General features: G+C 65.1%; 28 protein-coding genes. 17 read left to right on the top strand and 11 right to left on the bottom strand.

Annotated elements, in window-relative coordinates; genetic code table 11:
* Positions 1–23 precede the first annotated feature (23 nt).
* Positions 24–1,409, top strand: a complete 1,386-nt coding sequence (gorA, locus tag QX073_RS24670) for a glutathione-disulfide reductase (protein ID WP_316226521.1) — start codon at positions 24–26, stop codon at positions 1,407–1,409.
* Positions 1,410–1,554: 145 nt separating this feature from the next.
* Positions 1,555–2,313, top strand: coding sequence for a DUF4336 domain-containing protein (locus QX073_RS24665; protein WP_316226520.1), 759 nt, complete (start codon positions 1,555–1,557; stop codon positions 2,311–2,313).
* Between the two features lie 199 nt (positions 2,314–2,512).
* On the opposite strand, the gene QX073_RS24660 is transcribed toward QX073_RS24665, so the two are convergent.
* From QX073_RS24660 to QX073_RS34450, 5 genes are all read right to left on the bottom strand, one after another.
* Complete coding sequence (locus QX073_RS24660) at positions 2,513–3,148, bottom strand: LysE family translocator (protein WP_315739638.1); 636 nt, start codon at positions 3,146–3,148, stop codon at positions 2,513–2,515.
* Positions 3,149–3,317: 169 nt separating this feature from the next.
* Entirely contained in the window at positions 3,318–3,539 is a 222-nt protein-coding gene (locus QX073_RS24655; protein WP_315739639.1) for a hypothetical protein, read from the bottom strand.
* Positions 3,540–3,575: 36 nt separating this feature from the next.
* The gene (locus tag QX073_RS24650) at positions 3,576–3,986 is read right to left on the bottom strand and encodes an SRPBCC domain-containing protein (RefSeq protein ID WP_315717657.1); all 411 of its coding nucleotides are present in this window, start codon (positions 3,984–3,986) and stop codon (positions 3,576–3,578) included.
* Positions 3,983–4,306 (bottom strand): metalloregulator ArsR/SmtB family transcription factor, encoded by a 324-nt coding sequence (locus tag QX073_RS24645; RefSeq protein WP_316226519.1) that lies wholly within the window; start codon positions 4,304–4,306, stop codon positions 3,983–3,985. The genes QX073_RS24650 and QX073_RS24645 overlap by 4 nt, the downstream gene beginning before the upstream one ends.
* A 77-nt stretch (positions 4,307–4,383) precedes the next feature.
* On the bottom strand, positions 4,384–4,611 hold the full coding sequence (locus tag QX073_RS34450) for a hypothetical protein (protein ID WP_410052387.1): 228 nt from the start codon (positions 4,609–4,611) through the stop codon (positions 4,384–4,386).
* A gap of 63 nt (positions 4,612–4,674) precedes the next feature.
* Between QX073_RS34450 and QX073_RS24635 the strand changes: the two genes are divergently transcribed.
* Positions 4,675–4,857 carry a hypothetical protein gene (locus QX073_RS24635; protein ID WP_315752580.1) on the top strand — a complete coding sequence of 61 codons (183 nt, stop codon included), beginning with the start codon at positions 4,675–4,677 and terminating at the stop codon, positions 4,855–4,857.
* Positions 4,858–4,895: 38 nt separating this feature from the next.
* A complete protein-coding gene (locus QX073_RS24630) occupies positions 4,896–5,624 on the top strand; it encodes a sulfite exporter TauE/SafE family protein (protein WP_316226518.1) in 729 nt (242 codons plus the stop codon).
* Positions 5,625–5,686: 62 nt separating this feature from the next.
* Here QX073_RS24630 and QX073_RS24625 read toward each other — a convergent pair whose 3' ends face one another.
* Complete coding sequence (locus QX073_RS24625; RefSeq protein WP_316226517.1) at positions 5,687–6,421, bottom strand: metallophosphoesterase family protein; 735 nt, start codon at positions 6,419–6,421, stop codon at positions 5,687–5,689.
* Between the two features lie 1,066 nt (positions 6,422–7,487).
* Here QX073_RS24625 and QX073_RS24620 point away from each other — a divergent pair.
* The 8 genes from QX073_RS24620 (at position 7,488) to QX073_RS24585 (ending at position 16,312) form a co-directional block, all read left to right on the top strand.
* On the top strand, positions 7,488–8,636 hold the full coding sequence (locus QX073_RS24620; RefSeq protein ID WP_315827822.1) for a thiolase domain-containing protein: 1,149 nt from the start codon (positions 7,488–7,490) through the stop codon (positions 8,634–8,636).
* Positions 8,633–9,025, top strand: coding sequence for a Zn-ribbon domain-containing OB-fold protein (locus tag QX073_RS24615; protein WP_316226569.1), 393 nt, complete (start codon positions 8,633–8,635; stop codon positions 9,023–9,025). The genes QX073_RS24620 and QX073_RS24615 overlap by 4 nt, the downstream gene beginning before the upstream one ends.
* A gap of 249 nt (positions 9,026–9,274) precedes the next feature.
* Positions 9,275–10,135 (top strand): MaoC family dehydratase, encoded by an 861-nt coding sequence (locus QX073_RS24610; protein ID WP_315827823.1) that lies wholly within the window; start codon positions 9,275–9,277, stop codon positions 10,133–10,135.
* Between the two features lie 86 nt (positions 10,136–10,221).
* Positions 10,222–11,100, top strand: coding sequence for an SDR family oxidoreductase (locus QX073_RS24605; RefSeq protein ID WP_316226516.1), 879 nt, complete (start codon positions 10,222–10,224; stop codon positions 11,098–11,100).
* Positions 11,101–11,175: 75 nt separating this feature from the next.
* A complete protein-coding gene (locus tag QX073_RS24600) occupies positions 11,176–12,129 on the top strand; it encodes a dihydrodipicolinate synthase family protein (protein ID WP_316226515.1) in 954 nt (317 codons plus the stop codon).
* Positions 12,130–12,131: 2 nt separating this feature from the next.
* The gene (locus tag QX073_RS24595) at positions 12,132–12,935 is read left to right on the top strand and encodes an NUDIX hydrolase (protein WP_315717667.1); all 804 of its coding nucleotides are present in this window, start codon (positions 12,132–12,134) and stop codon (positions 12,933–12,935) included.
* Between the two features lie 113 nt (positions 12,936–13,048).
* Positions 13,049–15,730: a PAS domain-containing protein gene (locus tag QX073_RS24590; RefSeq protein WP_316226568.1), complete on the top strand. Its 2,682-nt coding sequence runs from the start codon at positions 13,049–13,051 to the stop codon at positions 15,728–15,730.
* 120 nt (positions 15,731–15,850) lie between these two features.
* Positions 15,851–16,312 carry a hypothetical protein gene (locus tag QX073_RS24585; protein WP_316226567.1) on the top strand — a complete coding sequence of 154 codons (462 nt, stop codon included), beginning with the start codon at positions 15,851–15,853 and terminating at the stop codon, positions 16,310–16,312.
* 16 nt (positions 16,313–16,328) lie between these two features.
* On the opposite strand, the gene QX073_RS24580 is transcribed toward QX073_RS24585, so the two are convergent.
* Entirely contained in the window at positions 16,329–16,712 is a 384-nt protein-coding gene (locus QX073_RS24580) for a VOC family protein (protein WP_316170849.1), read from the bottom strand.
* A 222-nt stretch (positions 16,713–16,934) separates the two neighbouring features.
* Between QX073_RS24580 and QX073_RS24575 the strand changes: the two genes are divergently transcribed.
* From QX073_RS24575 to QX073_RS24560, 4 genes are all read left to right on the top strand, one after another.
* Positions 16,935–17,645, top strand: a complete 711-nt coding sequence (locus tag QX073_RS24575) for a hypothetical protein (protein ID WP_316194027.1) — start codon at positions 16,935–16,937, stop codon at positions 17,643–17,645.
* A gap of 114 nt (positions 17,646–17,759) precedes the next feature.
* Complete coding sequence (locus tag QX073_RS24570; RefSeq protein ID WP_315827829.1) at positions 17,760–18,224, top strand: hypothetical protein; 465 nt, start codon at positions 17,760–17,762, stop codon at positions 18,222–18,224.
* A 202-nt stretch (positions 18,225–18,426) separates the two neighbouring features.
* Complete coding sequence (locus QX073_RS24565; protein WP_315752592.1) at positions 18,427–18,840, top strand: DUF3775 domain-containing protein; 414 nt, start codon at positions 18,427–18,429, stop codon at positions 18,838–18,840.
* 70 nt (positions 18,841–18,910) lie between these two features.
* Positions 18,911–19,357, top strand: a complete 447-nt coding sequence (locus QX073_RS24560) for a host attachment protein (protein ID WP_315827830.1) — start codon at positions 18,911–18,913, stop codon at positions 19,355–19,357.
* A gap of 66 nt (positions 19,358–19,423) precedes the next feature.
* On the opposite strand, the gene QX073_RS24555 is transcribed toward QX073_RS24560, so the two are convergent.
* Both QX073_RS24555 and QX073_RS24550 read right to left on the bottom strand, forming a co-directional pair.
* Complete coding sequence (locus QX073_RS24555; RefSeq protein ID WP_315827831.1) at positions 19,424–19,618, bottom strand: hypothetical protein; 195 nt, start codon at positions 19,616–19,618, stop codon at positions 19,424–19,426.
* A 158-nt stretch (positions 19,619–19,776) separates the two neighbouring features.
* On the bottom strand, positions 19,777–19,962 hold the full coding sequence (locus QX073_RS24550) for a hypothetical protein (RefSeq protein WP_315752594.1): 186 nt from the start codon (positions 19,960–19,962) through the stop codon (positions 19,777–19,779).
* 456 nt (positions 19,963–20,418) lie between these two features.
* Between QX073_RS24550 and QX073_RS34445 the strand changes: the two genes are divergently transcribed.
* Positions 20,419–20,658 (top strand): hypothetical protein, encoded by a 240-nt coding sequence (locus tag QX073_RS34445; RefSeq protein WP_409999270.1) that lies wholly within the window; start codon positions 20,419–20,421, stop codon positions 20,656–20,658.
* Between the two features lie 75 nt (positions 20,659–20,733).
* Here the strand turns inward: QX073_RS34445 and QX073_RS24545 are convergent, their stop codons facing one another.
* Positions 20,734–20,946 (bottom strand): hypothetical protein, encoded by a 213-nt coding sequence (locus QX073_RS24545; RefSeq protein ID WP_315717677.1) that lies wholly within the window; start codon positions 20,944–20,946, stop codon positions 20,734–20,736.
* A gap of 130 nt (positions 20,947–21,076) precedes the next feature.
* Positions 21,077–22,264 carry an acyltransferase gene (locus QX073_RS24540; protein WP_316226514.1) on the bottom strand — a complete coding sequence of 396 codons (1,188 nt, stop codon included), beginning with the start codon at positions 22,262–22,264 and terminating at the stop codon, positions 21,077–21,079.
* Positions 22,265–22,628: the final 364 nt, after the last annotated feature.

The following is a 22,628-nucleotide window of genomic DNA, read 5'->3' as shown; positions in this document are numbered from 1 at the left end:
CGAAAGGCCAGGTCGGGGGAGAGATGGCTGAATTCGACGTCGACCTGTTCGTGATCGGTGGCGGCTCGGGCGGCGTGCGCGCCGCCCGCATCGCGAGCGGCTATGGCGCCCGCGTGATGGTCGCCGAGGAATACCGCATGGGCGGCACCTGCGTGATCCGCGGCTGTGTCCCTAAGAAGCTGTTCGTGATCGGCTCGCATGTCCGTCAGGAGATCGCCGATGCCGCCGGCTTCGGCTGGACCATCCCGACCGCGACCTTCGACTGGCCGACGCTGATCAGGAACAAGGACAAGGAGATCGCCCGGCTCGAGGCGGCCTACACCAGCAACGTCGAGAAGTCTGGCGCCAGGATCGTCAAGACCCGCGCGGTGCTCGAGGACGCCCACACCGTGCGGCTGACGACCGGCGAGACCGTCCGCGCCAAATACATTCTCATCGCGACCGGCGGCGCGCCCAACCACGGCACGCCGATTCCCGGCATCGAGCACGTCATCTCCTCCAACGAGGCGTTTCATCTCGACGAGCTGCCGCGCCGCATCGTGATCCAGGGTGGCGGCTACATCGCGCTCGAATTCGCCTGCATCTTCGCCAATTTCGGCTCCGACGTGACCGTCGTCTATCGCGGCGACAACATCCTGCGCGGTTTCGACGAGGACGTCCGCAAACATGTCCGCTCCGAGATGGAGAAGGAAGGCATCACCATCCTGACCGGCTGCACGGTCACCAGCGTCGACAGGCACGGCCAGGACTACACCACGCATCTGTCGAACGGCTCCAGCATCGCCTCCGACAAGGTGATGTTCGCGATCGGCCGCCATCCGGCGGTGGCCAATCTCGGCCTGGAGAAGGCCGGGGTCGCCATCAATCCAAGGAACGGCGGCATCGCGGTGGACGCGTTCTCGCAGAGCTCGGTGCCGAGCATCTACGCGATCGGCGACGTCACCCATCGCTTCAACCTGACGCCGGTCGCGATCCGCGAGGGCCACGCTTTTGCCGACACCGTGTTCGGCGGCAAGACCGTGCGCGTCGACCACGCGGACATTCCGACGGCCGTGTTCTGCCAGCCTGAAGTGGGCACGGTCGGTCTCACCGAGACGCAGGCGCGCGAGCTGTACGACCGCGTCGACATCTACAAGACGAACTTCCGCCCGATCAAGGCGACGATGTCCGGCCGCGATACCCGCGTTCTGATGAAGCTCATCGTCGATGGCGCGACCGACCGCGTGCTCGGCTGCCACATCGTCGGCGACATGGCCGCCGAGATCACGCAAGCGGTGGCCATCGCCATCAAGATGAAGGCGACCAAGGCCGATTTCGACGCCACCATCGCGCTGCATCCCTCCGCCGCCGAGGAGCTGGTGACGATGCGCACGGTGACCGAGCGCCACGTGCGGCAGGCGGCGGAGTAGGGCGCCAACTGCTTTTGGGGCTCGTGCGCGGCCGGCGTCCGTAGCGACTGCGGTGGGCCAGTGCTCACGGTCTGACGACGGTCCACACCGTGGCCGATCGGACTTGCTGCCGTTGGAACCGTTCAGCGGTTGGAGAGCGACCAGCATGTCCCAGGATGATTGCCTTGCGACCTATCCGCCGCTCAACACCCTGAAGCCCGTTGCCGAGAACATCTGGATCGTCGACGGGCCCGTGATCCGCTTCGGCATTCCCGGGCTGAAATTTCCGTTTCCCACCCGCATGACCGTGGTGCGCTGCGCTTCCGGCGATCTGTTCGTCCACTCGCCCACGCCATTGACGCCGGCGCTGCGGGCCGAGATCGACCGGGAAGGCCGCGTGCGCGACATCGTCGGTCCGAATCGCATCCACTATTGGTGGATCCCCGACTGGCAGGCGGCCTTTCCCGACGCGGCAATCTATCTGGCGCCGGGCATTCGCGCGCAGGCGAAGGGCCGCATCGAATTCGAGGGCAGGCCGCTGGATCGCAGCGGTGGCTATCCCTGGGATGATGAGATCGCGACCTTGCCTGTCCTCGGCAGCTATATGACGGAGGTCGTGTTCTTCCATCGCCCTTCGCGCACGCTGATCCTGACCGATCTGATGGAGAATTTCGAGCCGGCCAAGATCGGTGCCGGCTTGGCGCGCTACCTGAGTTGGATCGGGGGCGTCGGTCCGCCGCATGGCGGCCTGCCGCGCGATCTCCGGCTGACATTTACCTGGCGGCACCGACCCGAGTTGCGGGCCGCGGTCGAGACCATGCTGGCGTGGCACCCCGAGCGGATCGTGATCGCCCATGGCGCCTGGCACCGGACGAACGGCACTGAGATCCTGCGCGAGGCATTCTGCTGGTTGCTGCGGCCTTGAACCGGCGGCAGGGCTTCACGAGACCGGCCTTCGTGATGCCGTGCTTTTCTCTTCCCGCGACGGACGTATAAGCTCGTGCGATTGAGGTTGGCGCCAGGCATCCCTCGGCCGCGGAGGAGCTGGTGACGATGCGCACGGTGACCGAGCGCCACATGCGGCGGTCGGCGGAGTAGGTGGACGACCGCGACGCGCGGCCGGGTCAGGGGCCGGCTCGCCGGTAAAGCGCAAGGGCGCCGGCAAGGCTCAGCAGCGCGCCGCCGCAGATGCGATCGAGCCAGAGGGCACCGGAGCGCTTGAGGAAACGCATCGCTTGCGAGCCCGCGCTCGCGTAGGCGAGCATGATCAGGACATCGAGCATCGCGAAGGTGAGGGCCAGCGTGAGATATTGCGGCAGCTGCGGCGCGGACGGCACCACGAACTGCGGCAGGAATGCCGAGAAGAACAGATAGCCCTTTGGATTGGTGATCGCGACGAGGAAGCTTTTCAGAAACAGCGCGTGCGGCTGTCGTGACCCGTCCTTGCCGTCTGCGGACGCCGCAAGGTCGATCGACCCGCTGGACCGCAGCAGCATCAGCCCGAGATAGGCGAGGTAGGCCACGCCGATCCACTTCACGACCGAGAACCAGAATTCTGAAGCGGCCAGCAGCGCGCCCAGACCGACCGCGACGGCGCCGATGAGGATGAAGTCCGAAGCCACCGCGCCGGCGATGCCGGCCCAGGCGCGGCGTACACCGACACGCGAGCCGTTGGTGAGGGCCAGCAGCACCGTCGGACCGGGGGTCGCGATCCCGATGAAGGCGACGATGGCGAAGCTGAAGAGCGTAAGAGCGTTCACGTCAGAATAGCCTCGTTGGCGGAAGACGCGGCAATAGGGCGCGGTTCGGCCGCGAACGCAAGACGTTCCTTGGAGGCGGCCAGCGATCGTCTTCGCTGACGCACGCTCGACCTGCCGGATCGCCAAGAGGCTTGACTCCCTCCGGAAAACGCCGGGCGCGATTGCCCGTTCAGCGCTCCACCCGTGAGGCGGTCAACTTCGTCGCGACGTAGGGCAGCGCGAACAGATACAGCCCCGTGCCGAGCAGCACGATGAGCGGAATCAGCGCCAGCAGGCCGACCCACAGCGGGGCTTGCGTCTGCGTCATCGCGGCGATGTTGACGATGACGGCGACCGTGAAGGCGATTGATACCCAGCGATGGACCTGCCGGACGGTGTTGTTCCAGTTCAAGTGCTTCTCCCCTGATGACGTCGTGATGCGCACGCCTCAGCCGAGGCGCGCGACGCTCTGTTCGAGCGCATCGAAGAATTTCGGCCAGCCGTAGCGTGCGCCCTGATAGGCGCGGGTCTGGTCGGCTGCGAAGCCGGTCTGCTCCATGCGCAGGTGCGTGCCCAAGGCGGTCGGCGTCAGCGTCCAGGTCACGACGCTGTCGAGGCCGGCCGCCGCCCAGGTGTAGGACAACGTCTTGTGCGGCTCGATGGTCACGACCTGGCAGTCGACGACGCCCCAGTCGGCCTTCAGCTTGAAGCGATGATCGACCGACGGCGCAAAGTCGTTGGTCATCAGCCACTCCGCGATCAGATGCGGCTGCGTCAGCGCGCGCCAGAGTTTTTCGGGCGGATGCGCGAATTCGCGCTCGACGACGACGGTGCGGGTTTCTGGCGCAGGTGAGCTCATTGATCCATCCTGTTGAGCAGAGTGTCGAGTTGGTCGAACCGGCTCTCCCAGAACGCAGCCATCCGGCTCGTCCAGTCGAGCAGCGGCGCCAGCGCCTTGGGTTGCGCGCGGTAATGCGTCTGGCGGCCTTCGCGACGCTCTCGCACGAGGCCCGCCTGCTTGAGCAGGCCGAGATGCTTCGACACCGCCGGCTGCGATACGCCGGCCTTGGCCGTCAGCGCCCCGACGGTCTGCTCGCCATGCCGGCACAGGCCTTCGAAGATGGCGCGCCGCGTCGGGTCGGCAAGCGTTCGGAACAGCATGTCAGGAGAGCGCGGCATTCGATACATAACTCGTTGGTTATGGATAAACGCATAACCGGTTGGTTATGGATTGGTCAAGCGGAATCCTTCGCCGGTCAGGCGCGATGGCGTAGCGCCTCGAACAGAACCCCGAAGGCGGGCGTGCTCTGCCCGACGAGCTCGCTTTCGATCGTCTCGGACCGCGGCCCGATCCGGTGCAGCAGACGCTCGCCGGCCTCGGTGGGAGCGACCGATCGCGTCGTGCTCGACAGCAGCCGCACGGCGAGCAAACGAGATTCCGCCGCCGAACACGCCTTCGTGACGAGCTCGGGGATCACGGCCACAAGGGACGGCCAGGGGACGTCGCGGTGCTACCAGCCTGACAGCAGTAGCTGGAGGTGACGGAGATGCAGGCCAACGAGACCCCGCCGCGGCGCAAGCTGTCGATCACGCCGCAGGCGGCGCTGGCGGCGAGCGTCCTCGCCATCTTTCTGCTCCTGCACGTTGTCGCCGGTGCGATCCTGCGAGGTGCTGCCATGCGGGACGGCACGCAGGCGAAGCCGGTTTCGACGCTCCCATCCCACGATTGAAGCTCGCTCATTTCAACCCTCATCAGCCGGAGATATTCATGCCCGGGCTCGCCTCTTTCTTGTTGCTCAGCGCCGCCGTGTTCTCTGGCGCCTTCGTTTCCGGATTGGCCGGATTTGCCTTCTCGGCCGTGGCCGGCGCGATCCTGCTGCATGGTCTGCAACCGCTGGAGGCGGTGCCGCTGATGATGGCGTGCAGCGTCGGCGTGCAGGCGACGAATCTGTGGGCGTTGCGCAACAGCATCCGGTGGAAGGACAGCCTGGTCCTGATCCTGGGCGGGCTGCTCGGCGTGCCCTTGGCGCTCTGGCTGCTGCACAACGCGGACGCCCGGCTGTTTCAGCAGGTGTTCGGAGCGACGATTGCGATCTACGCCGCCACCATGCTGTTCAAGCCCGGCCTCGGCAGCGTTCGACGCATGAGCAGACATCGCACGGCGATCGTCGGATTCGGCGGCGGTCTGATCGGTGGCCTGACCGCGATGCCCGGAGCATTGCCGACCATCTGGTGCGAGATGCACGGCCTGCCGAAAACCGACCAGCGCGGCCTGGTGCAGCCCTTCATTGCCGTGATGCAGATCGCCTCGCTGGGGATGATGCTGGCCCGGCGGGACCTGTCGTCGAGGGTGATCGTCGATCTCGCGCTGAGCATTCCGGCTCTGCTCGCCGGCACGGCGCTCGGCATCTTCGCCTTCCGCAGGGTCAACGACACCTTGTTCAGGAGGCTCATCCTGAGCATTCTGCTGCTGTCCGGCGTGCTGCTTGTTGTCTGACCCCCGGCCGGCTCAATCGCGCCGGCGCCGACACGCCCTGCGATGAGGGCCGGCGACGGCCGTCACCCGACCCAGCCGGTCGCGATGGCATTCGCCCAGTCGTGCATGCCCTTGCGTCGTGCGAGTGCCGCCATCGGCGCGGGATCGTACGGCACATAGCGGATTGTCAGCGACCATCGTCCAAGCCGTTGCTCCGCGATCGCATAGCAGGCATCGGGCGTCCCGGTCTCGACGTGGTAGCCGTGCGGAGGGCGGCCGCGATAGCCGGGTAGCCCGACGCTGCCGGGATTGACGACGAGCCGGCCATCGCTGAGCCGGACAATGCGCGGAATGTGGCTGTGTGCGCACAGGATCAGCGAGGCATCGATGCCGGCGGCCCGTGCTTCGATACGCGCAAGGGGGCTCTGACGCAGCGTGCCATAGGCGGTGACCTCATCGAGCCAGAACACGGCGTCGTCGTCCGGCGCGGCATGGCACAGGAAGACGTCGTCGTGATAGATCAGCGTCGCCGGCTGCGCCGCCAACCAGCCGACATGCACCTGATCGAGGGCGCGGACGTCGCTGCGCCCCGTGTCTCCCGCACGATAGAGATCGATCATGTGCCGGTCCTGATCGCCCCGGATCGACGGAAAGTCGCGCGCCATCAGCATCTCCGCCGTTCGAACCGGTTCGAGCGGGCCGCTGAGATGATCACCGAGATTGACGACCTCATCGATGCCGAGCGCCGCAATGTCCTTCAGGACCGCGGCCAGCGCGTCGGAATTTCCGTGAATGTCGGCAATGGCCGCAAACCGCATGGGAGCCTCCGTTCAGAGAACGGCCGGCAGGGATTTTCCATGCGGGACACGTTCGCTTTAGCTGCATTTTGAGACGCGCCCGCAAGCTGATGGTCAAATCGGCGCTTGACGGTGTTGATAGCATGGGCCGTCGGGGGCGAACAACCTGTAGGCAGCAGTCGTGCAGCTCGAGCCGTGTTGCCGCTGATCTCTGAAACGCTATTCTCCGGCGCCGCCCTTGTTGTCGTGCGGTAGCGACCGCAGAGCGGTTTGGAATATCTCGGCTGCTTCGTTGGAGCGGTTCAGCAAGCACCATTTTAGCCCAAAGATTTCGCTTTACGAATATCAGAAATCATGCTCTATTGTGCGCATCCCGCCTCGGTACGGAGGGGCGTAGCGCGCGATCGTCACGACACGCGGGGCGGGGAGCGATGGCCGTGGTTTTGCCGCAGCGTGTCCCTGGATGCGCGGACGAACGGCGAGGCCGCGGACGCGAAGTCGCAGCGTGCTGGCACCCCGACGCTGGTGCTACGTTCGCGACGGCGCTTGCGCGCCGCGCGGGCAATGGTGGCCAACAAGCCCGGCGCACCAGGCAGACTGCGTATAAGCGTTAAGACCATCGCGCAGGGAAGGCCGGGCGTTCTCGGCTGCACCTGTGGTACCTGCCGCCTGCATTTTTTCTCGCAGGCGGGCCGCAGGCGTCAGCCGACGCCTGGCCTTCCCTGCGCCCTCCGACTTGACGAGGGTGAAAGAGATGAGCATGACCCGGGCAGTGTCTGTCGCGGGATTGCGATGGTGTGGCTTGTGCGAGAATCCCACCACGCACTCCGCTGTCATCGCCCGGCTTGAACCGGGCGATCCAGTACGCCGCGGCGTCTCGATCCAATCATTGCGATCCCTGGACGACCGGACGTCCGGTCAGCCGGACGATGACAGCGTGGGCGCTGTCGCGTGCAACATCGAAATATGTCGCTCGGGTGCGACCATCTCCACCCTGCGGAATATTTTCCACGCTTGCCAAGCTCTATCCAACGGTCCAAAAAATCTCCAACCACCTGGGACGAAACGACAGGAAGCGGAGACGGAGTTGACCATCAAGGGCAAGGCCTACATTGCCGGGATCTATGAGCATCCGACCCGGCATGCACCCGACAAATCCACCGCGCAGCTGCATGCCGAGGTCGCCAAGGGCGCGCTCGAGGATGCGGGTCTCAGCGCGAAGGATATCGACGGCTATTTCTGCGCCGGCGACGCGCCGGGCGGCGCGTGGCCGATGGTCGACTATCTCGGGCTGAAGGTCCGGCACATCGACTCCACCGAGACCGGCGGCTGCTCCTATCTCATCCATGTTGGCCATGCCGCCGAGGCCATCGCCGCCGGCAAATGCTCGATCGCGCTGATCACCTTGGCCGGCAAGCCGCGCACCGGGCCGATGCCGCCGCGTGCCGCTGGCGCCGAGGCCGATTTCGAGATGGCCTATGGCGCCACCACCCACAACGCCTATGGCATGTGCGCGATGCGCCACATGCACGATTACGGCACCACGTCGGAGCAACTCGCCTGGATCAAGGTCGCGGCCTCGCATCACGCGCAGTACAATCCGCATGCGATGCTGAAGGAGGTCGTCACGGTCGAGGACGTGATCAACTCGCCGATGATCTCCGATCCGCTGCACCGCATGGACTGCTGCGTCGTCACCGACGGCGGCGGCGCGCTGATCGTGACCACGCCGGAGATCGCCAGGAGTCTGAAGAAGCCGCTGGTGCGTCTCATCGGCCATGGCGAGGCGATGAAGGGGCCGCGCGGCGGCAAGGACCTCGATCTCACTTATTCCGCCGGTGTGTGGTCCGGCCCGCGCGCCTTCGAGGAAGCGGGCGTGACCCCCAAGGACATCAAATACGCCTCGATCTATGACAGCTTCACCATCACCGTGCTGATGCAGCTCGAGGATCTCGGCTTCTGCAAGAAGGGTGAGGGCGGCAAGTTCGTCGCCGACGGCAATCTCATCTCCGGTGTCGGCAAGCTGCCGTTCAACACCGATGGCGGCGGCCTCTGCAGCAACCATCCCGTCAACCGCGGCGGCATGACCAAGGTGATCGAGGCCGTGCGCCAGCTGCGCGGCGAAGCCCATCCCAAGGTGCAGGTGCAAAACTGCGATCTCGCCATCGCCCATGGCACCGGTGGCCTGCTCGGCGTGCGCCACGCCGCCTCGACCTGCATTCTGGAGCGCGTCTGACGTCCGAAGCGAAGAAACTGCCGGCCCCCATCACCAATCCCGAGACCAAGGCGTTCTGGGATGCCGCCGCCGAGGGCAAGTTCATGATCAAGCGCTGCACGGCCTGTGGCGAGGCGCATTATTTTCCGCGCTCGATCTGCCCGTTCTGCTTCTCGGACCAGACGGTGTGGGAGCAGAGCGCGGGCGAGGGGGAAATCTACACGTTCTCGATCATGCGGAAGTCGCCGACCGGCCCTTACGCGATCGGCTACGTCACCTTGAAGGAGGGCCCGTCGCTGCAGACCAATTTCGTCGATTGCGATTTCGACGCGTTGAAGATCGGCCAGAAGGTGAAGGTGGTGTTCAAGCCGACCGACGGCGCCCCGCTGCCGTTCTTCACGCCGGTTTAGGAGAGGGAGCAAAGATGCATCCACGCGTCATTGCGAGGAGCGAAGCGACGAAGCAATCCAGAGTCCTTGCGCAGCCCTGGATTGCTTCGCTCCGCTCGCAATGACGGATGCGGAACGAGCGGTGTGCTCCACGACGAGTGCGTAGGGTGGGCAAAGGTGCAGAGCGCCGTGCCCACCGTTCTACCAAGAAAGGCGGTGGGCACGCTTCGCTTTTCCCACCCTACAAAGAACGAGGTTTGGGGAGGCAACATGCCGATCAACTACGATGAGCTGATGGCGATGAAGGCGATCGGGCAGAACTACGCCTACACTGATCGCGAGGTGATGCTCTACGCCTACGGCATCGGCATGGGGGCCGATCCGATGGATGAGAAGGAGCTTGCCTTCGTCAACGAGGCCACGGCCGGGCCGCGTCCACTGAAGGTGGTGCCGACCTTTGCCTCCGTCGCCGCCTGGGGCGCAGGCCCCGGCGACATGAAGCTGAACCGCGTGCTGGTCGTCGACGGCGAGCGCGACATCACCTTTCACAAGCCGCTGGCGACCGCGGCGAAGATCACGGCCGATTCCTCCGTGCTCGCGGTGTCCGACAAGGGCAAGGACAAGGGCGCGGTCATCCGCCATCAGACAATCTTGCGCGACGAGGGCGGCGCTCCGCTGGCGACCCTGGTGGCCTCGCGCTTCGCCCGCGGCGATGGCGGCTTCGGCGGTCCCTCGGGTGGCATACCCGACCCGCATCCGGTGCCGTCGCGTGCACCCGACCGCAGCGTCGAGATTTCGACGCGGCCCGACCAGGCGCTGATCTACCGCCTCTGCGGCGACCGCAACCCGCTACACTCGGATCCCGAATTCGCGCGCCGCGCGGGCTTCCCGCGGCCGATTCTGCACGGCATGTGCACCTACGGCCTGACCTGCCGCGCCGTGCTGCAGACCTACGCCGACTACGATGCGTCAGCCTTCCGCCAGCACGCCGCGCGATTCTCCTCGCCGGTGTTTCCCGGCGAGACCGTGACGGTCGATCTGTGGAAGGACGGCGACGTGATCTCGTTCGAGGCGCGGGTGAAGGAGCGGAACGTCACCGTGATCAAGAACGGCAAGACCGTGCTGGGTTGATTATTGCCATGTGAGGCACGTCTGTTAGTTGCCGTCAAGCCCGGCCATGACGGGCAACAAAAGACACGGCGCAGGAGGAGACACCCATGGGACTGCTCGACGGCAAGGTGGCGCTGATCACCGGGGCAGGTGGCGGTCTCGGTGAGGCCTATGCAAAACTATTCGCACGCGAAGGCGCGGCTGTGGTGGTCAACGACCTCGGTGGCCCGCGCGACGGCTCCGGCTCGGACCTGTCGATGGCCGAGCAGGTGGTGGCGGCCATCACCGCTGAAGGCGGCCGCGCCGTCGCCAACGGCGCCGACATCTCGACCATGGCCGGCGGCCAGTCGGTGTTCGACGATGCCATCCGCCATTTCGGTCGCGCCGACATCCTGGTCAACAATGCCGGCATCCTGCGCGACCAGACCTTCGCCAAGTCGAGCGAGGCCGACTGGGACAAGGTGGTCCAGGTGCACCTCAAGGGCACCTTCTGCTGCACGCTTCCCGTGTTTCGCTGGATGCGCGACAATGGCGGCGGCGTCATCGTCAACACCTCCTCGACATCGGGCCTCATCGGCAATTTCGGCCAGTCCAATTACGGCGCCGCGAAGGGCGGTATCTGGGGCCTGTCGAACGTGCTGGCGATCGAGGGCCGCAAGTACAACATCCGGGTGTGGACCTTGGCGCCGGGCGCACTGACCCGCATGACCGCGGACCTGCCGCGCTACAAGGAAAACCCGGGCGCGGCGCTGACGCCCGAGGGCATCGCGCCAGCCGTGCTCTACATGGTCAGCAGACTCTCGGGGGATCAGACCGGCAAAGTGCTCGGCGTGTCCGGTCCGCGCGGCGTGCGCGAGTTGCGTATGATGGAAATGGACGGCTGGAGACCGCCGTCGTCGGCGTGGAAAGCGGAGGACATCGCCGCCCATGCAGAGGAGATATTCTTTTCGGAGGCCGATATAGCCAAGTCCGCACGGCGGTTTTGATGTATTCAGGTCGTCATTCCGGGCCTGCGCCTGGCGCGTCCGGAATGACGCCAGAGAGATTGGAGACCAGACGAGATGAAGCTCACCGCCGCCGCCAAAGGCACCTTCGCGATCGCGCCGACGCCGTTCCATGATGACGGTCGCATCGACGAGGCCTCGATCGACCGGCTGGTCGATTTCTATGCCGAGGCCGGCTGCGACGGCATCACCGTGCTGGGCATCATGGGCGAGGCGCCGAAACTGGACGCCGCTGAATCCGAGCAGGTTGCAGTGCGCTTTGCCAAGCGGGCCAAGAACCTGCAGATCATCGTCGGTGTCTCCGCGCCGGGTTTTGCCACCATGCGCGCACTGGCGCGCGCCTCGATGGATGCGGGCGCTGCCGGCGTGATGATCGCGCCGCCGCCGAGCCTGCGCACCGATGATCAGATCACGAGCTATTTCAAGCAGGCCCAGGAGGCCATCGGCGAGGACGTTCCGTGGGTGCTGCAGGACTATCCGCTGACGCTGAGCGTCCAGTTCACGCCGGCCGTCATCCGCAAGATAGTCATGGACAGCCCCTCCTGCGTGATGCTCAAGCATGAGGACTGGCCGGGCCTGGAGAAGATCTCGACGCTGCGCGCGTTCCAGAAGGACGGCTCGCTGCGGCCACTGTCGATCCTGTGCGGCAATGGCGGCCTGTTCCTCGACTTCGAGATGGAGCGCGGCGCCGACGGTGCCATGACCGGCTACGCCTTCCCTGAAATGCTGGTCGACGTGGTCAAGCTGTCGCAGGCGGGCAAGCGCGACGCCGCGCATGACCTGTTCGACGCGCATCTGCCGCTGGTGCGCTACGAGCAGCAGCCGGGGGCAGGGCTCGCCGTGCGCAAATACGTGCTGCAGAAGCGCGGCGCGATCGCCTCCAGCGCGCAGCGCAAGCCGGCCTCCGCGATCACGGCCGCGGCCAGGGCCGAGGTCGACTATCTCTTGTCGCGCGTGGCGCGTTACGACGCGCGTGCCAATCTGCAACCTCGTGCCACCGCCGCGGAGTGACCATGGCTGACGCTGCCGCCGTCCGTCCCGCCTCGACCGTGCTGCTGCTGCGCGACAGCGCAGTCGCGCGCGAGATCGAGGTGTTCATGATGGTGCGTCACCATCAGATCGAGTTCAACTCGGGCGCCCTGGTGTTTCCCGGCGGTAGCGTCGACAGAGGCGATCAGGAGATCGCCGGCAGGCCGGAGCTCTATGCCGGCGACGAGGGTCTTGAAGCCGAGGCGCTCGGCTTCCGCATCGCCGGGGTGCGCGAGACCTTCGAGGAGAGCGGCATCCTGCTGGCGCGGCTGCGCCGATCGGACGCGCTGATCGATGCCGCTGCCGCTCGCGACATCGAGGCGGCGCATCGTCTGGCACTGTGCGAGGGCAAGATCAGCTTTCTCCAGGTTCTGGAAGCTCACGGTCTGGTGCTGGCGCTCGATGCGCTCGTTCCCTACGCCCATTGGATCACGCCCGAGGGCATGCCGAAACGCTTCGACACCTGGTTCTTTCTGGCGGCGGCGCCGCCGGACCAACTCGGCGCCCATGACGGCCGGGAATCGACCGACTCCGTCTGGGTCTCGCCGCGCGAGGCGCTGGCCGGCGGCGAGGACGGCCGGTTCAAGCTGCCGTTCCCGACCACGCGCAACCTGATCCGGCTCGGCAAGCAGCCCGCGGTGGCCGACGCCCTGGCGGCGGCGCGGGACATGGACATCGTCACCGTGATGCCGGTCATGACCAAGACCGCCGAGGGCGGTCGCCAGCTGCGCATTCCGCGCGAGGCGGGCTATGATGGGGAGGTGTTCGAGTTCGGTGCGGCCGGTTAACCGCACAGGCTATTTTTCGTCCGGCGGATGATGCGCGGACGAAAATTGTTCTCTATATGTTCATTTGGCCGCCCAGCGGCTCGTATATAGTGCGGTTCCGACCATCGGATCCCATGAGTAGATTACCGGACCTCGACACGGCCTGCAGCAGCCTCCGATCGATGACGATCGGGCGGATGATCTTTGGCAGCTTTTTGCTGCTGCTTGCCGTTATCACCGCGACCAGCATGGCGAGCGTGATCGCCATTCGGCATATCGATTCGACCTTTGCCGAGTTGCAGCGGCTGCAGGGCGTCGGCGATCTCGCCGAGGAGATCGACCAGCGCATGAACGAGCTGCGGCTCGCGGCGCGCGATTTCGTCACCGATCCCGGCTCGCGCTCCGACCGTGCCATGGAGGCCGCGACCGAGCTCAGCGCGCTCCTGAAGAAGACGCGCCTGCAGCTCGCACCGGAGCAGCAGGCGACCATCGACGGCGTTGCCCAGCGGCTCGCCAATTACCGCGAGGGCATCGACCGCATCAGCGCGCTGATCGCGCGGCGTGCCGAGCTGCTGTCGGGTTTGCCGGCGGCGCGCGAGAGCTTCGAGGACGCCATCGCCGGCCTGACTGGTCGCGCCACGGCGCGGGCCTTGTTCCAGGTGCAGAATCAGGTCGGCGCGGCGCTGCTGGCGCGCGACCCGGCCGGCGCCGAGCAGGCCGCCCGCAGCATGCGCGCAATGCCGATCGAGGACAGCGCGCTTCGTGCGGCCGCCGACCGCTATGCCGAGGCGATCATCGCCATTGCCGGCACCGAGGACGAGATCGCGCGCCTCGACAAGGAGGTGCTGGGCATCGAGGGGCGGCTGATCGGCCGGGTCACCGAGTTGCTGCGCGCCCTGAGCGCAAGCCAGGGCAAGGTGCTGTCGCGCGACTTCGCCCGCACCTTGGCGGAGACGAAATGGCAAAGCATCATCTTCGGCACGGCGGGCGTTCTGATCGGCATCTTCGCTGCGTCCTTCGTGGTCCGGCGCACCGTGCGGCCGCTGGCCTCGATCGCGCGCTCGATCAGGGCGCTGGCGGCGGGCGAAAAGGCGGCGTCGATCCCGCAGACCGACGTTCAGAACGAGATCGGCGACATCGCGCGGGCGGCGGAAGTCTTCCGGCAGACTTTGCAGGATGCCGACGCGGCGCGTGAGGCGGCGGTCCGCGCGCTGGCCGAGCAGCGGCTGGCCGAGGAGAGCTATCGCAAGCTGTTCGAAGCTTCGATCGACGGCATCTATGTGACCACACCGAGTGGTCTCGTGCTCAATGCCAATCCGGCGCTCGCGCGTATCATGGGCTACGAATCCGCGAGCGAGCTGATCCAGAACGTCAACGACATCGCGGATACGATCTATGTCCATCCCCTGGCGCGCGAACGCTATCAGCGGCTGATGCGGCGCGACGGCATGGTGCGCGAGTTCGAATACCAGGTGCGCCGGCGCACCGGCGAGGTCCGCTGGCTTTCGGACAGCGCCACGGTGGTGCGGGATGAGAACGGCGAGGTGATTCGCTACGAAGGCGTGGTCCGCGACATCACGGATCAGAAGCGCGCCGAGGACGCGATCGCTGAAGGCCGGCGATTGCTGCAGCAGGTCATCGACACGGTGCCGGCGGTGATCAACGTCAAGGATCGCGAGCTGCGCTATGTCCTGATGAACCGCTACATGGCCGGCATCTTCAACGTCGAGCCCGAGGATGCGCTCGGCCGCACCACGGGCGAGCTGATGTCGCGCTACGGCGCGAACAAGACGGACTCGAACGACAAGCGCGTGTTGGCGACGAAGGCCGGCCTCGGGTTCTACGAGGAGGAATACCTCGATTCATGCAACGTCATGCGGCAATGGCTGGTCAACAAGCTGCCGCTTCTCGACGCCGACGGCGAGGTCGACAAGATCGTCACGGTGGCGCTCGACATCGGCGAGCGCAAGAAGAGCGAACTGGAGATGCGCAAGGCCAAGGAGGCCGCCGAGACGGCGCTCCGGAACCTGCGCGACACCCAGGCCTCGCTGATCGAAGCCGAGAAGCTCGCGGCGCTCGGGCGCATGGTCGCCGGCGTTGCTCACGAGGTCAACAACCCCGTCGGCATCAGCCTGACGGTCGCCTCCGCGCTCGAGCGCAAGACCGAGCGCTTCGGCGAGGCGGTCACGCGGGGCGAGCTGCGGCGGTCGAGCCTCAACGAGTTCATCGAGATGAGCCGCAGCGCCGCGGGGCAGCTCGTCGCCAATCTCAATCGCGCGGCCGAACTGATCCAGTCGTTCAAGCAGGTCGCAGCGGACCGCAACTACTCGGACCAGCGCACCTTCGATCTCGCCGATCTTACCGAGCAGGTGGTGATGAGCCTGCGCCCGGGTGTGCGCAGACAGAACCTGACGGTGAACGTGGATTGCCAGCCCGATCTGGTGATGAACAGCTACCCCGGGCCTTACGGGCAGGTCCTGACCAATCTGTTCCTCAATGCGGTCGCGCACGCGTTTCCGGACGGCAGGAGCGGTGTGATCGAAATCAGGGCGCGGGAGTCCGGCCGCGACAGTGTCGAGATCGTCTTTTCCGACAATGGCTGCGGCATGTCGCTCGACGTCCGCCGCCGCGCCTTCGATCCTTTCTTCACGACGCGCCGCGACCAGGGCGGCACCGGCCTGGGCCTTCACATCGTCTACAGCATCGTGACCAGCCGGCTCGGCGGCCGGCTCGATCTGGACTCCGAGCCTGGCGCGGGCACGCGCATCCAGATCATTCTGCCGCGGGTCGCACCTCTCGAGCAGGCGGCCGAGTAGGGAGATCTGCGTAAACCCCCGGATTGACTCTCACGAAGCCGAGATCGAATCGAAATCTGGCCCGGTTGATGCATTTCCATCCCGCGCACCCTGGGGTGGTGCAGGAGCCAGATGGACCAGATGGAAATGAGCAAATGGATCGTGTCCCGCGGCCATGGGCCGCATCGCGCTGATCGTGCCGACATCAGCAACACGGGTTCGAGGCGGCAGGCGGTCGCGCGATGGAAGCCGCCTGTCCAAGTCAGCAGTGCGGCGCTGTTGATCGCACTCGCCGCGCCACCGTCACTGGCGCGTGATCGCGGCCAGTATGCGAACTCGTCGCCGGAGATCAAGGCATGGTTCGACGGTCTGCGCAGCGGCAAGGGCCCATGCTGCTCTGACGCCGACGGCAGCGCCGTCAGCGATGTCGACTGGGAGAGCAGGGGCGGTCGCTACCGCGTCCGTATCGAGGGGGAATGGCTCGATGTTCCCGACGACGCGGTCATCACCGAGCCCAACCGTGTCGGCCGCACCATGGTATGGCCGATGCGCGGCTATCAGGGCCTCCAGATTCGCTGCTTCATGCCGGGCAGCATGACGTAGCCGTGCGGGACGGCGGTCAGACGTATTTCTTGTCGCGCTCCAGGAGCTCGATGGAAATGCCCTGCGGCCCGCGGATGAAGCAGATGCGAACACCGGGGCGGATCGTGGTCGGCTCGGTCGTGAAGGTGACGCCTTTGGCCTTGAGCTCGGCGGCCGCGGCGTCGATGTCCTTCACGGTGAGGCCGAAATGATCGAGGCCCTGGTGCGGCGTCATAGGCGGCGCGTTGATGCCGTCGCCCGGCTCGACCTTGGCGATGAACACGCTGGCACCGCCGAGCCGGACGTCGATGCGGCCGGGATTGCGGATGATCTCGCCGCCGAGAATGTCGTGAAGCCAGCTGGCGGTGGCTTCCGGGTCCGGGCTGCGGAGATGGATGTGGTCCCACGTGACATTCAACATCGTCGAGATCTTTCGAAAGAGTGAACCGCCCGCGGCGGGGCGGCGTTTCTTGAGGTGTCGGCAACTGTGCGGATGTCTACCGGTCTGTCAGCGGCCGCGCCAGCCCGGCCGACCGACCGGTATCCGGGCCTGCCCTCCAATTGTCGGCTTTGCATGCAACCCTATCGATGTTTGCCGATTGAAGCTTCCAGATGCCCCCGCCGGGCAGCCGATGGTGCAGACATGAGCGCGGGTCTCTTTCGTTTGCTGGGACGCAAGCCCGATGCCGCGGCGTCGCTGGCCATGCGCCGAAGCGACGGAGCGTCCATCCCTTTGGGAGCCGCCGTGTCGGGGTTGGCCATCTTCGCGCTGGTCATGTTCAGCACAGTCGGGTGGCTGATCATGTCGGTCGAAGAGGAGGAGGTGGCCGACCCCAGCCTCACGCGGGTCGGATCGGCCCCCCCGAGCAGCGGCTACGAAGGAGACGAGGACGGGACTGAGACGTCGCGTCGGCTCTCGCCCGTGGTGCCCAGTCTGGCGGATGCATCCAATCCGCACCCCGATTCGTCCCCCGTGGTCGGCTCCGGCCGGAACGTCATGGACGCGAATGCCAGCCTGTCGCCGACGATGCCGCCTGCGTCATCCCCTGCGCTCGACCCGGCGGCTCTGTCCGGCCTGCGGATCAGTTCCCAGTCCTGGCGGCGCGGCGGTCTTGGATCGAAGGCGCTGGTGACCTTCACGCTACGGAATGCCAACAGTTTCGCAATCAAGGACATCGAAATCACCTGCGCCTTCAGCCGGCGGGACGGTGGTCACGTCACCGACCGCCGACGGATCGTGCCCGGCCAAGTCGGGTCGCGCAGCCGGAAGACCTTCGTGGCGGTCCATGTCGGATTCGTCAACGTTAACGTCAGCGCGGCCAAATGCGCGCTGGTTGCAGCGACGAAAATCTAATTATGTCGCGCTAGTCTCCCGCGGTCTTTGAACCCGAGCGTTCGACGCGGGAACATACTGTCATGATCCTCCGTTAGGTGGATGTCGGCGCAGGTGCCGACGGAGCGGTAAATTATGCCCATTCTGCGTTACTTTATGTTCGTCGGTGGAACTCTGCTGGCGCTGCTCGTCCTGGCGGATGCCGTGCTTCCCAGCGTGCCATTGCCTGCAAGCCTGTCGTCTGCGTCGGATCTTCCCCCGGTGCGCATTCAGTCCACGAGAAAGTGGCCGGAGCGGATCGTGATGGACACCTCGATCGCCACGCCAGCTCCGGTGAAGCTCGCGAAGGCGGAGCAGCCTGCAGCAGAAGTCGCCAAGAGCAGTCCCCGAGACGCCTTCGCGCAGATGAGCGCCGTCGAGGCCAACCCGCAGGTTGCGGCAGTGAAGGCCGCCGAGAAGCCTCGCGCGACCCGGATTGCCGACACAGGCAAGCCGGCTGCAGAGGTGAAGAAGCGAAGGATCGCAAGAGCTCATCCGGGCAGACCGATGATCCTGGTCGCGCAGCAGCCGCGTGTCGGCTCTTTCGATTGGACCTGGTAGTATCGATCGTCCGCAGTCCCTGGTCGATCCAAGCAGTCCCGCTGCAATCGCGCCGCGGGGCGGTTGAACTCGCGCGGGCTGTTGCGCCGTTTTTCACGCCGCCACACTGCCTTGATCTTGCGCAAAGTGCGCTCCTTCCGGAACGCCTAGCGTCTCTGCATGGGACCTGGGAGCGTTTGCCCGGGGACCCAGGAGACGCTGAATGACGACTACCACGCCCACCCTCTCAATCTCGCCGGAGAAGGTCGCCTTCGTCGTGACCAAAATCCACAAGCACGAAATGGAAGCGACCGAACCCGAATTGCTGGCAGATTTGGCAGATGACGACGCGGCGCCCGGTACCGCTGGGCGAGGCCTGAACACTGACAGGTCGGAGCTCGTCAGCTTCATCAGGGGCCTCAATGTCGACGAACAGATCGATCTGGTCACGCTGATGTGGCTGGGCCGGGGCGACGGCTCGCTGGACAATTGGGATGAGCTTCGTGCGCAGGCCGCTCAGGCACACAACAATCGCACCGCGACGTACCTGATCGAAACTCCGATGCTCGGCGACTATCTGGAGGAGGCTCTCTCGGAGTTCGGCCTTTCCTTGGAAGATTTCGAAGAAGGCATATAGCTGGGGGCAGTTTCTCCCGATGGGCTCGCCAGCACATTCTTCGCTGCAATTCGGATGATGGAGTAATCTCATGGACAAGATGAAGGTCGGAACCGGTGATTGGATCGTCGTGTGCGACGGGCGCAAGGCGCTGATCCTCGAGAACGTCGGTGACAGCATGTTTCCGAACCTGCACACCAAAGAGGTCCGTGAGCAGGAGAACGACCGCACGAGCGCTCAGGGCACCGACGCTCCCGGCTCGGTGCAGCAGTCATTCGGCAATGCTCGGAGTTCAGTGGATCAGACGGATTGGCATGATCAGGCTGAGCGCGCCTTTCTCAAGCAGCTTGCTGATCGCCTGCATCATGCTGTCATTTCAGGCGAAACCAAAGCCGTCACGATGGTGGCGTCGCCGCGCGCGCTCGGGATCATCCGCGCCGACTATTCCGACGCGGTACGAAAGGCGCTGCATGGCGAGGTCCACAAGGATCTGGTCAAGCTTCCGGTCTACGAAATCGAAAAACAACTGCTCGCCTGAGTCGGGCTTTCTCATGCCAATGACTGTCCGGAGACCCTGTTCGCGGTCCCGGTGACCGCGACGGGATCAATGTGTGCTTTCATGCGACGGTGTCGATTCCGGCGCAGCAGGCACCAAGCTTGCGCCCAGGTGCGCAGCTCCTTTTTCGACGATCTCGTAGCCGCAATCATCCAGCCAAGCGATCAGGCGATCGGCCATGGCGTAATCCCAGGTCGGGTAGGAGCGTGCGATGACCTGGCGTGGTGTGAGCTTGCGAGACATTGGTGATCCTTCCCTGATCTCATGCTGCTCGATGAAACGTCGAGCGTTGGTCTTGTCATCTTGAACCCCAGAACGGGATGCGCAGTTCCTGCGCCGCCCGAGCGCTGCCACTTGAGGAGCGCCGATCGTTCACAGCGCCCCGGCGGAAGGGGCTCCATTCATCGAGCGCCGATCAGGTGTGGCCGCGCGTCATCGGTCACGAGAGCCGCGGTGCGCTCCGGCTTCTTCTCCACGATCTCGTAACCGCAATGATCGAGCCATGCGATCAACCGGTCCGCCATGGCATAGTCCCAACTGGGATAGGATCTGGCGATGACTTCGCGGACTGAAAGCTTTCGTGTCATGATGTCGATCTATCGCTCCCTGCATTCGCCACGGCCCGTCCGGCACGCATCCGGACGATCCAAGGCTGGCCGGCAGTTCGTGCCGCCGGCTCCTGATGTTGTTTGGCTCGTCACGTTTCTAAGCGCGCGCGCCCCAACGCCTTGATCAACTGGCGTGGAGAGGTGACTTTTTCGCTTCCGGCTCGCCCAGGCTGCGCAATCATCGCCCAACATGGTGAAAACCTTCTCGCTACATGGTTTCCCATTCCCGTGCACGGATATGGCGCAGTCGTGCGCGTAGTAGGGCTGGAGTGTGGTGGCGACGCGGTGTTTCGTCACAGGCTGGCGGCGACGATCTCCGACGAAATCTCAGCCCGAGCAGGCGGGGACAGACGGAGGAACGGTTTGGCACCTTCATGGTTTCCGCTGGGGCGCGGTCGCAGGGGCTCGTCGCCTCAGAGCCAATGGAGCGAAGCGATGAGGCTGATGTTTTGGGTCGTGCTGCTGACCGGCCTTGCGGCAGGGGCGGGCCGGTTGGTCGCCAATGAGTCCTGCGGCCCTGGGTGCCACGTCGCGCCGAATGGCGGCTGCGTCGTGAATGGCTGGGAGGTAGGAGCGCCGGTGTGGAACGAATGCCCTGCGGGCGCTCGGCCAAGGCCGCCGTGCGGAACCGCGTTCAAATGGAGCAAACAGGCGAAGGCCTGTGTCAGCAGGTGAACATACGATGGCTGATCATCGGCGCGGGAGCGTGGATCGGACTGCCGGCTGCCGCGAGCCTTGCCGGGCCTTGTATCAGGAGGCAGACGAAGCTGCTGCCGTTGGCGACACGGGCGAGACGTCCAAAGTGAACAGGCGCTGATCCCCAGCGGTCTCCGAATGCGCCAGCACCTGTTCGAGCAAGGCGATGACCGCGACCGCCCGCGCCCGTTCGTTGGTATCGTCGTAGCTCGTTGTCGCAAGGACGGTCCCGTTGGCTTCGCACATCGCCTTGATCTCAACAATCATCGTTGCATCCCTTGCCGTTCCGGAGGCCTGAGATTGGCGGCAATCATGTTAAATTCGTGCAAAATGGTCCGAATAAACCGCTGGTAGAAGGGCACCGCGAAGCAACGGGCCGACCGATGACCCGGCGCGCTCAGACCGGGCTCGCATGGATCACGTCGCGCGGTGCGCTCGTGCCGAAGGCTTTCCGTAACCATGTTCGCGAGGGCGCCTCGATGAGCATGTAGGTGACCCAGGCCATCGCCGTCGCAATCGCAACGAACAGACCGAGCCGCAGTGCGAGCTCAAGAGCGCCAGGAGCATCTGACTTTCCGATCATCGCAAGCCGAATGAGAAAGGGATGCAGCAGATAGATCGAATAGCTGCATTCGCCACCAATGATCAGGGCTCTGGACGACAGCCAAGCGGCATGACCGTACCGACTGGCTGCGACGAAGACGATCGAAAATCCCGAGATCTCGATGAGACGTACGGCAAGTTCGATCGCGAACGACCAGCCGGGCAGACGAGGCTGCAGAAACAGCAGCACAGGCGCACAGATGAGGCTCGCCAGCGAAAGCCAGAACAGGAGCCTCACGCAGCGTCGCTCCCGATCACCGACGCCGGCATCCGCGCGGCTCCTGTAGATCATGGCGGCAAGGCAGCCGGCCAGGAACTGAGCGATGTGAAGATAGGGAGAGTAGTAGGTCAGCCACTGCATCCCGTTTTGCGTAAGGCTCGGCGCGGCGGCCCGTAGCAACGCATCGCCGAAGGTGAAGGCGGCCGCGATCGTCAGCGCGAACGTCACGATGTTCGCCAGCGCGATCCAGATGATCGTGGGCAGCCGGACGACGGCTGCAAACAGCAGGCAGACGAATGGAAACAGCAGGTAGAAGAACAGCTCCACGCTGATGGACCAGAGGTGCTGCAGCGACGGCACGACTGCGACCAGCATGGTGCCGTTCTGCACGGGAAACCAGGCTTGCGTCATCGTGAGGATGAAGCCGAGCGACGGGGCCGAGAGACCTCGCGCGATCACGACGTATGCGACGACTGCGAGCGTAATCACGGCGTACATGGGGTAGAGCCGGGCGAAGCGCGCGATGGCAAATTCGCGAAGAGCGCTTCCGAGCGGTTGCGACTGGAAGCGTGCGGCATAGTTGAGCCACAGGACGAATCCGCTCAGCACGAAGAACATTGTCATTCCGATGCTGCTGACTTGTGCGATGAGCTCGGGCAGCAGGCCTTGCGCCAACGACGGGGCGCCATGGCCGACGGCGACCGTTGCGGCCGCGACGAAGCGTAAGCCGGTCAGCGAGCCGATGAAGCGTTGCTCGTTCACTTTGAGGGATGGTCCTGATGCTTGGGAGGCGCTCCGGCTGTTGTAGAAACAGCAGGGCCTGGAGGCAACCCGACGCCGGCCGGAGACGGGGATTGCCGCCCGCTCGAGCGACGATCTGGCGTTCAGGCCAGAGATGACTCTGCACCGTGATCGCTCCGACGTCCGCCGTGGCGGCGTTGCACGTTGCTGTCAACGAACTGAAAAATATAGAAAAATTAGCCTTGGCATCGGCGGCCAACGGTCGAGCGATTTCCCGGCGCGGCAGACGATCGGCGGGAAGGTCGGGCAACAGGCCGACAGAGTTTGAAGAAATCCGGGTAGAGCAGCTCCTGCAGCGGATCGTGCCTGTTGCGAAAAGCCGCCG

The organism is Bradyrhizobium sp. SZCCHNS3052 (assembly GCF_032484495.1).
GTDB lineage: Bacteria > Pseudomonadota > Alphaproteobacteria > Rhizobiales > Xanthobacteraceae > Bradyrhizobium.
Note: the sequence above shows the minus strand (reverse complement) of the source record. Positions and strands in the feature narration are given on the sequence as shown.

What these genes read in the sequence shown, in the direction of transcription:
- QX073_RS24610 (WP_315827823.1), top strand. Translation starts at nt 9,275, where the DNA reads ATGCCGATCAACTACGATGAGCTGATGGCGATGAAGGCGATCGGGCAG.
- QX073_RS24595 (WP_315717667.1), top strand. Translation starts at nt 12,132, where the DNA reads ATGGCTGACGCTGCCGCCGTCCGTCCCGCCTCGACCGTGCTGCTGCTG.
- QX073_RS24590 (WP_316226568.1), top strand. Translation starts at nt 13,049, where the DNA reads ATGAGTAGATTACCGGACCTCGACACGGCCTGCAGCAGCCTCCGATCG.
- QX073_RS24585 (WP_316226567.1), top strand. Translation starts at nt 15,851, where the DNA reads ATGGAAATGAGCAAATGGATCGTGTCCCGCGGCCATGGGCCGCATCGC.
- QX073_RS24625 (WP_316226517.1), bottom strand. Translation starts at nt 6,421, where the DNA reads ATGCGGTTTGCGGCCATTGCCGACATTCACGGAAATTCCGACGCGCTG.
- QX073_RS24645 (WP_316226519.1), bottom strand. Translation starts at nt 4,306, where the DNA reads ATGCCGCGCTCTCCTGACATGCTGTTCCGAACGCTTGCCGACCCGACG.
- QX073_RS24665 (WP_316226520.1), top strand. Translation starts at nt 1,555, where the DNA reads ATGTCCCAGGATGATTGCCTTGCGACCTATCCGCCGCTCAACACCCTG.
- QX073_RS24560 (WP_315827830.1), top strand. Translation starts at nt 18,911, where the DNA reads ATGGACAAGATGAAGGTCGGAACCGGTGATTGGATCGTCGTGTGCGAC.
- QX073_RS24600 (WP_316226515.1), top strand. Translation starts at nt 11,176, where the DNA reads ATGAAGCTCACCGCCGCCGCCAAAGGCACCTTCGCGATCGCGCCGACG.
- QX073_RS24580 (WP_316170849.1), bottom strand. Translation starts at nt 16,712, where the DNA reads ATGTTGAATGTCACGTGGGACCACATCCATCTCCGCAGCCCGGACCCG.
- QX073_RS24565 (WP_315752592.1), top strand. Translation starts at nt 18,427, where the DNA reads ATGACGACTACCACGCCCACCCTCTCAATCTCGCCGGAGAAGGTCGCC.
- QX073_RS24575 (WP_316194027.1), top strand. Translation starts at nt 16,935, where the DNA reads ATGAGCGCGGGTCTCTTTCGTTTGCTGGGACGCAAGCCCGATGCCGCG.
- QX073_RS34445 (WP_409999270.1), top strand. Translation starts at nt 20,419, where the DNA reads ATGAGGCTGATGTTTTGGGTCGTGCTGCTGACCGGCCTTGCGGCAGGG.
- QX073_RS24635 (WP_315752580.1), top strand. Translation starts at nt 4,675, where the DNA reads ATGCAGGCCAACGAGACCCCGCCGCGGCGCAAGCTGTCGATCACGCCG.
- QX073_RS24545 (WP_315717677.1), bottom strand. Translation starts at nt 20,946, where the DNA reads ATGATTGTTGAGATCAAGGCGATGTGCGAAGCCAACGGGACCGTCCTT.
- QX073_RS24630 (WP_316226518.1), top strand. Translation starts at nt 4,896, where the DNA reads ATGCCCGGGCTCGCCTCTTTCTTGTTGCTCAGCGCCGCCGTGTTCTCT.
- QX073_RS24570 (WP_315827829.1), top strand. Translation starts at nt 17,760, where the DNA reads ATGCCCATTCTGCGTTACTTTATGTTCGTCGGTGGAACTCTGCTGGCG.
- QX073_RS24555 (WP_315827831.1), bottom strand. Translation starts at nt 19,618, where the DNA reads ATGTCTCGCAAGCTCACACCACGCCAGGTCATCGCACGCTCCTACCCG.
- QX073_RS24550 (WP_315752594.1), bottom strand. Translation starts at nt 19,962, where the DNA reads ATGACACGAAAGCTTTCAGTCCGCGAAGTCATCGCCAGATCCTATCCC.
- QX073_RS24605 (WP_316226516.1), top strand. Translation starts at nt 10,222, where the DNA reads ATGGGACTGCTCGACGGCAAGGTGGCGCTGATCACCGGGGCAGGTGGC.
- gorA (WP_316226521.1), top strand. Translation starts at nt 24, where the DNA reads ATGGCTGAATTCGACGTCGACCTGTTCGTGATCGGTGGCGGCTCGGGC.
- QX073_RS24650 (WP_315717657.1), bottom strand. Translation starts at nt 3,986, where the DNA reads ATGAGCTCACCTGCGCCAGAAACCCGCACCGTCGTCGTCGAGCGCGAA.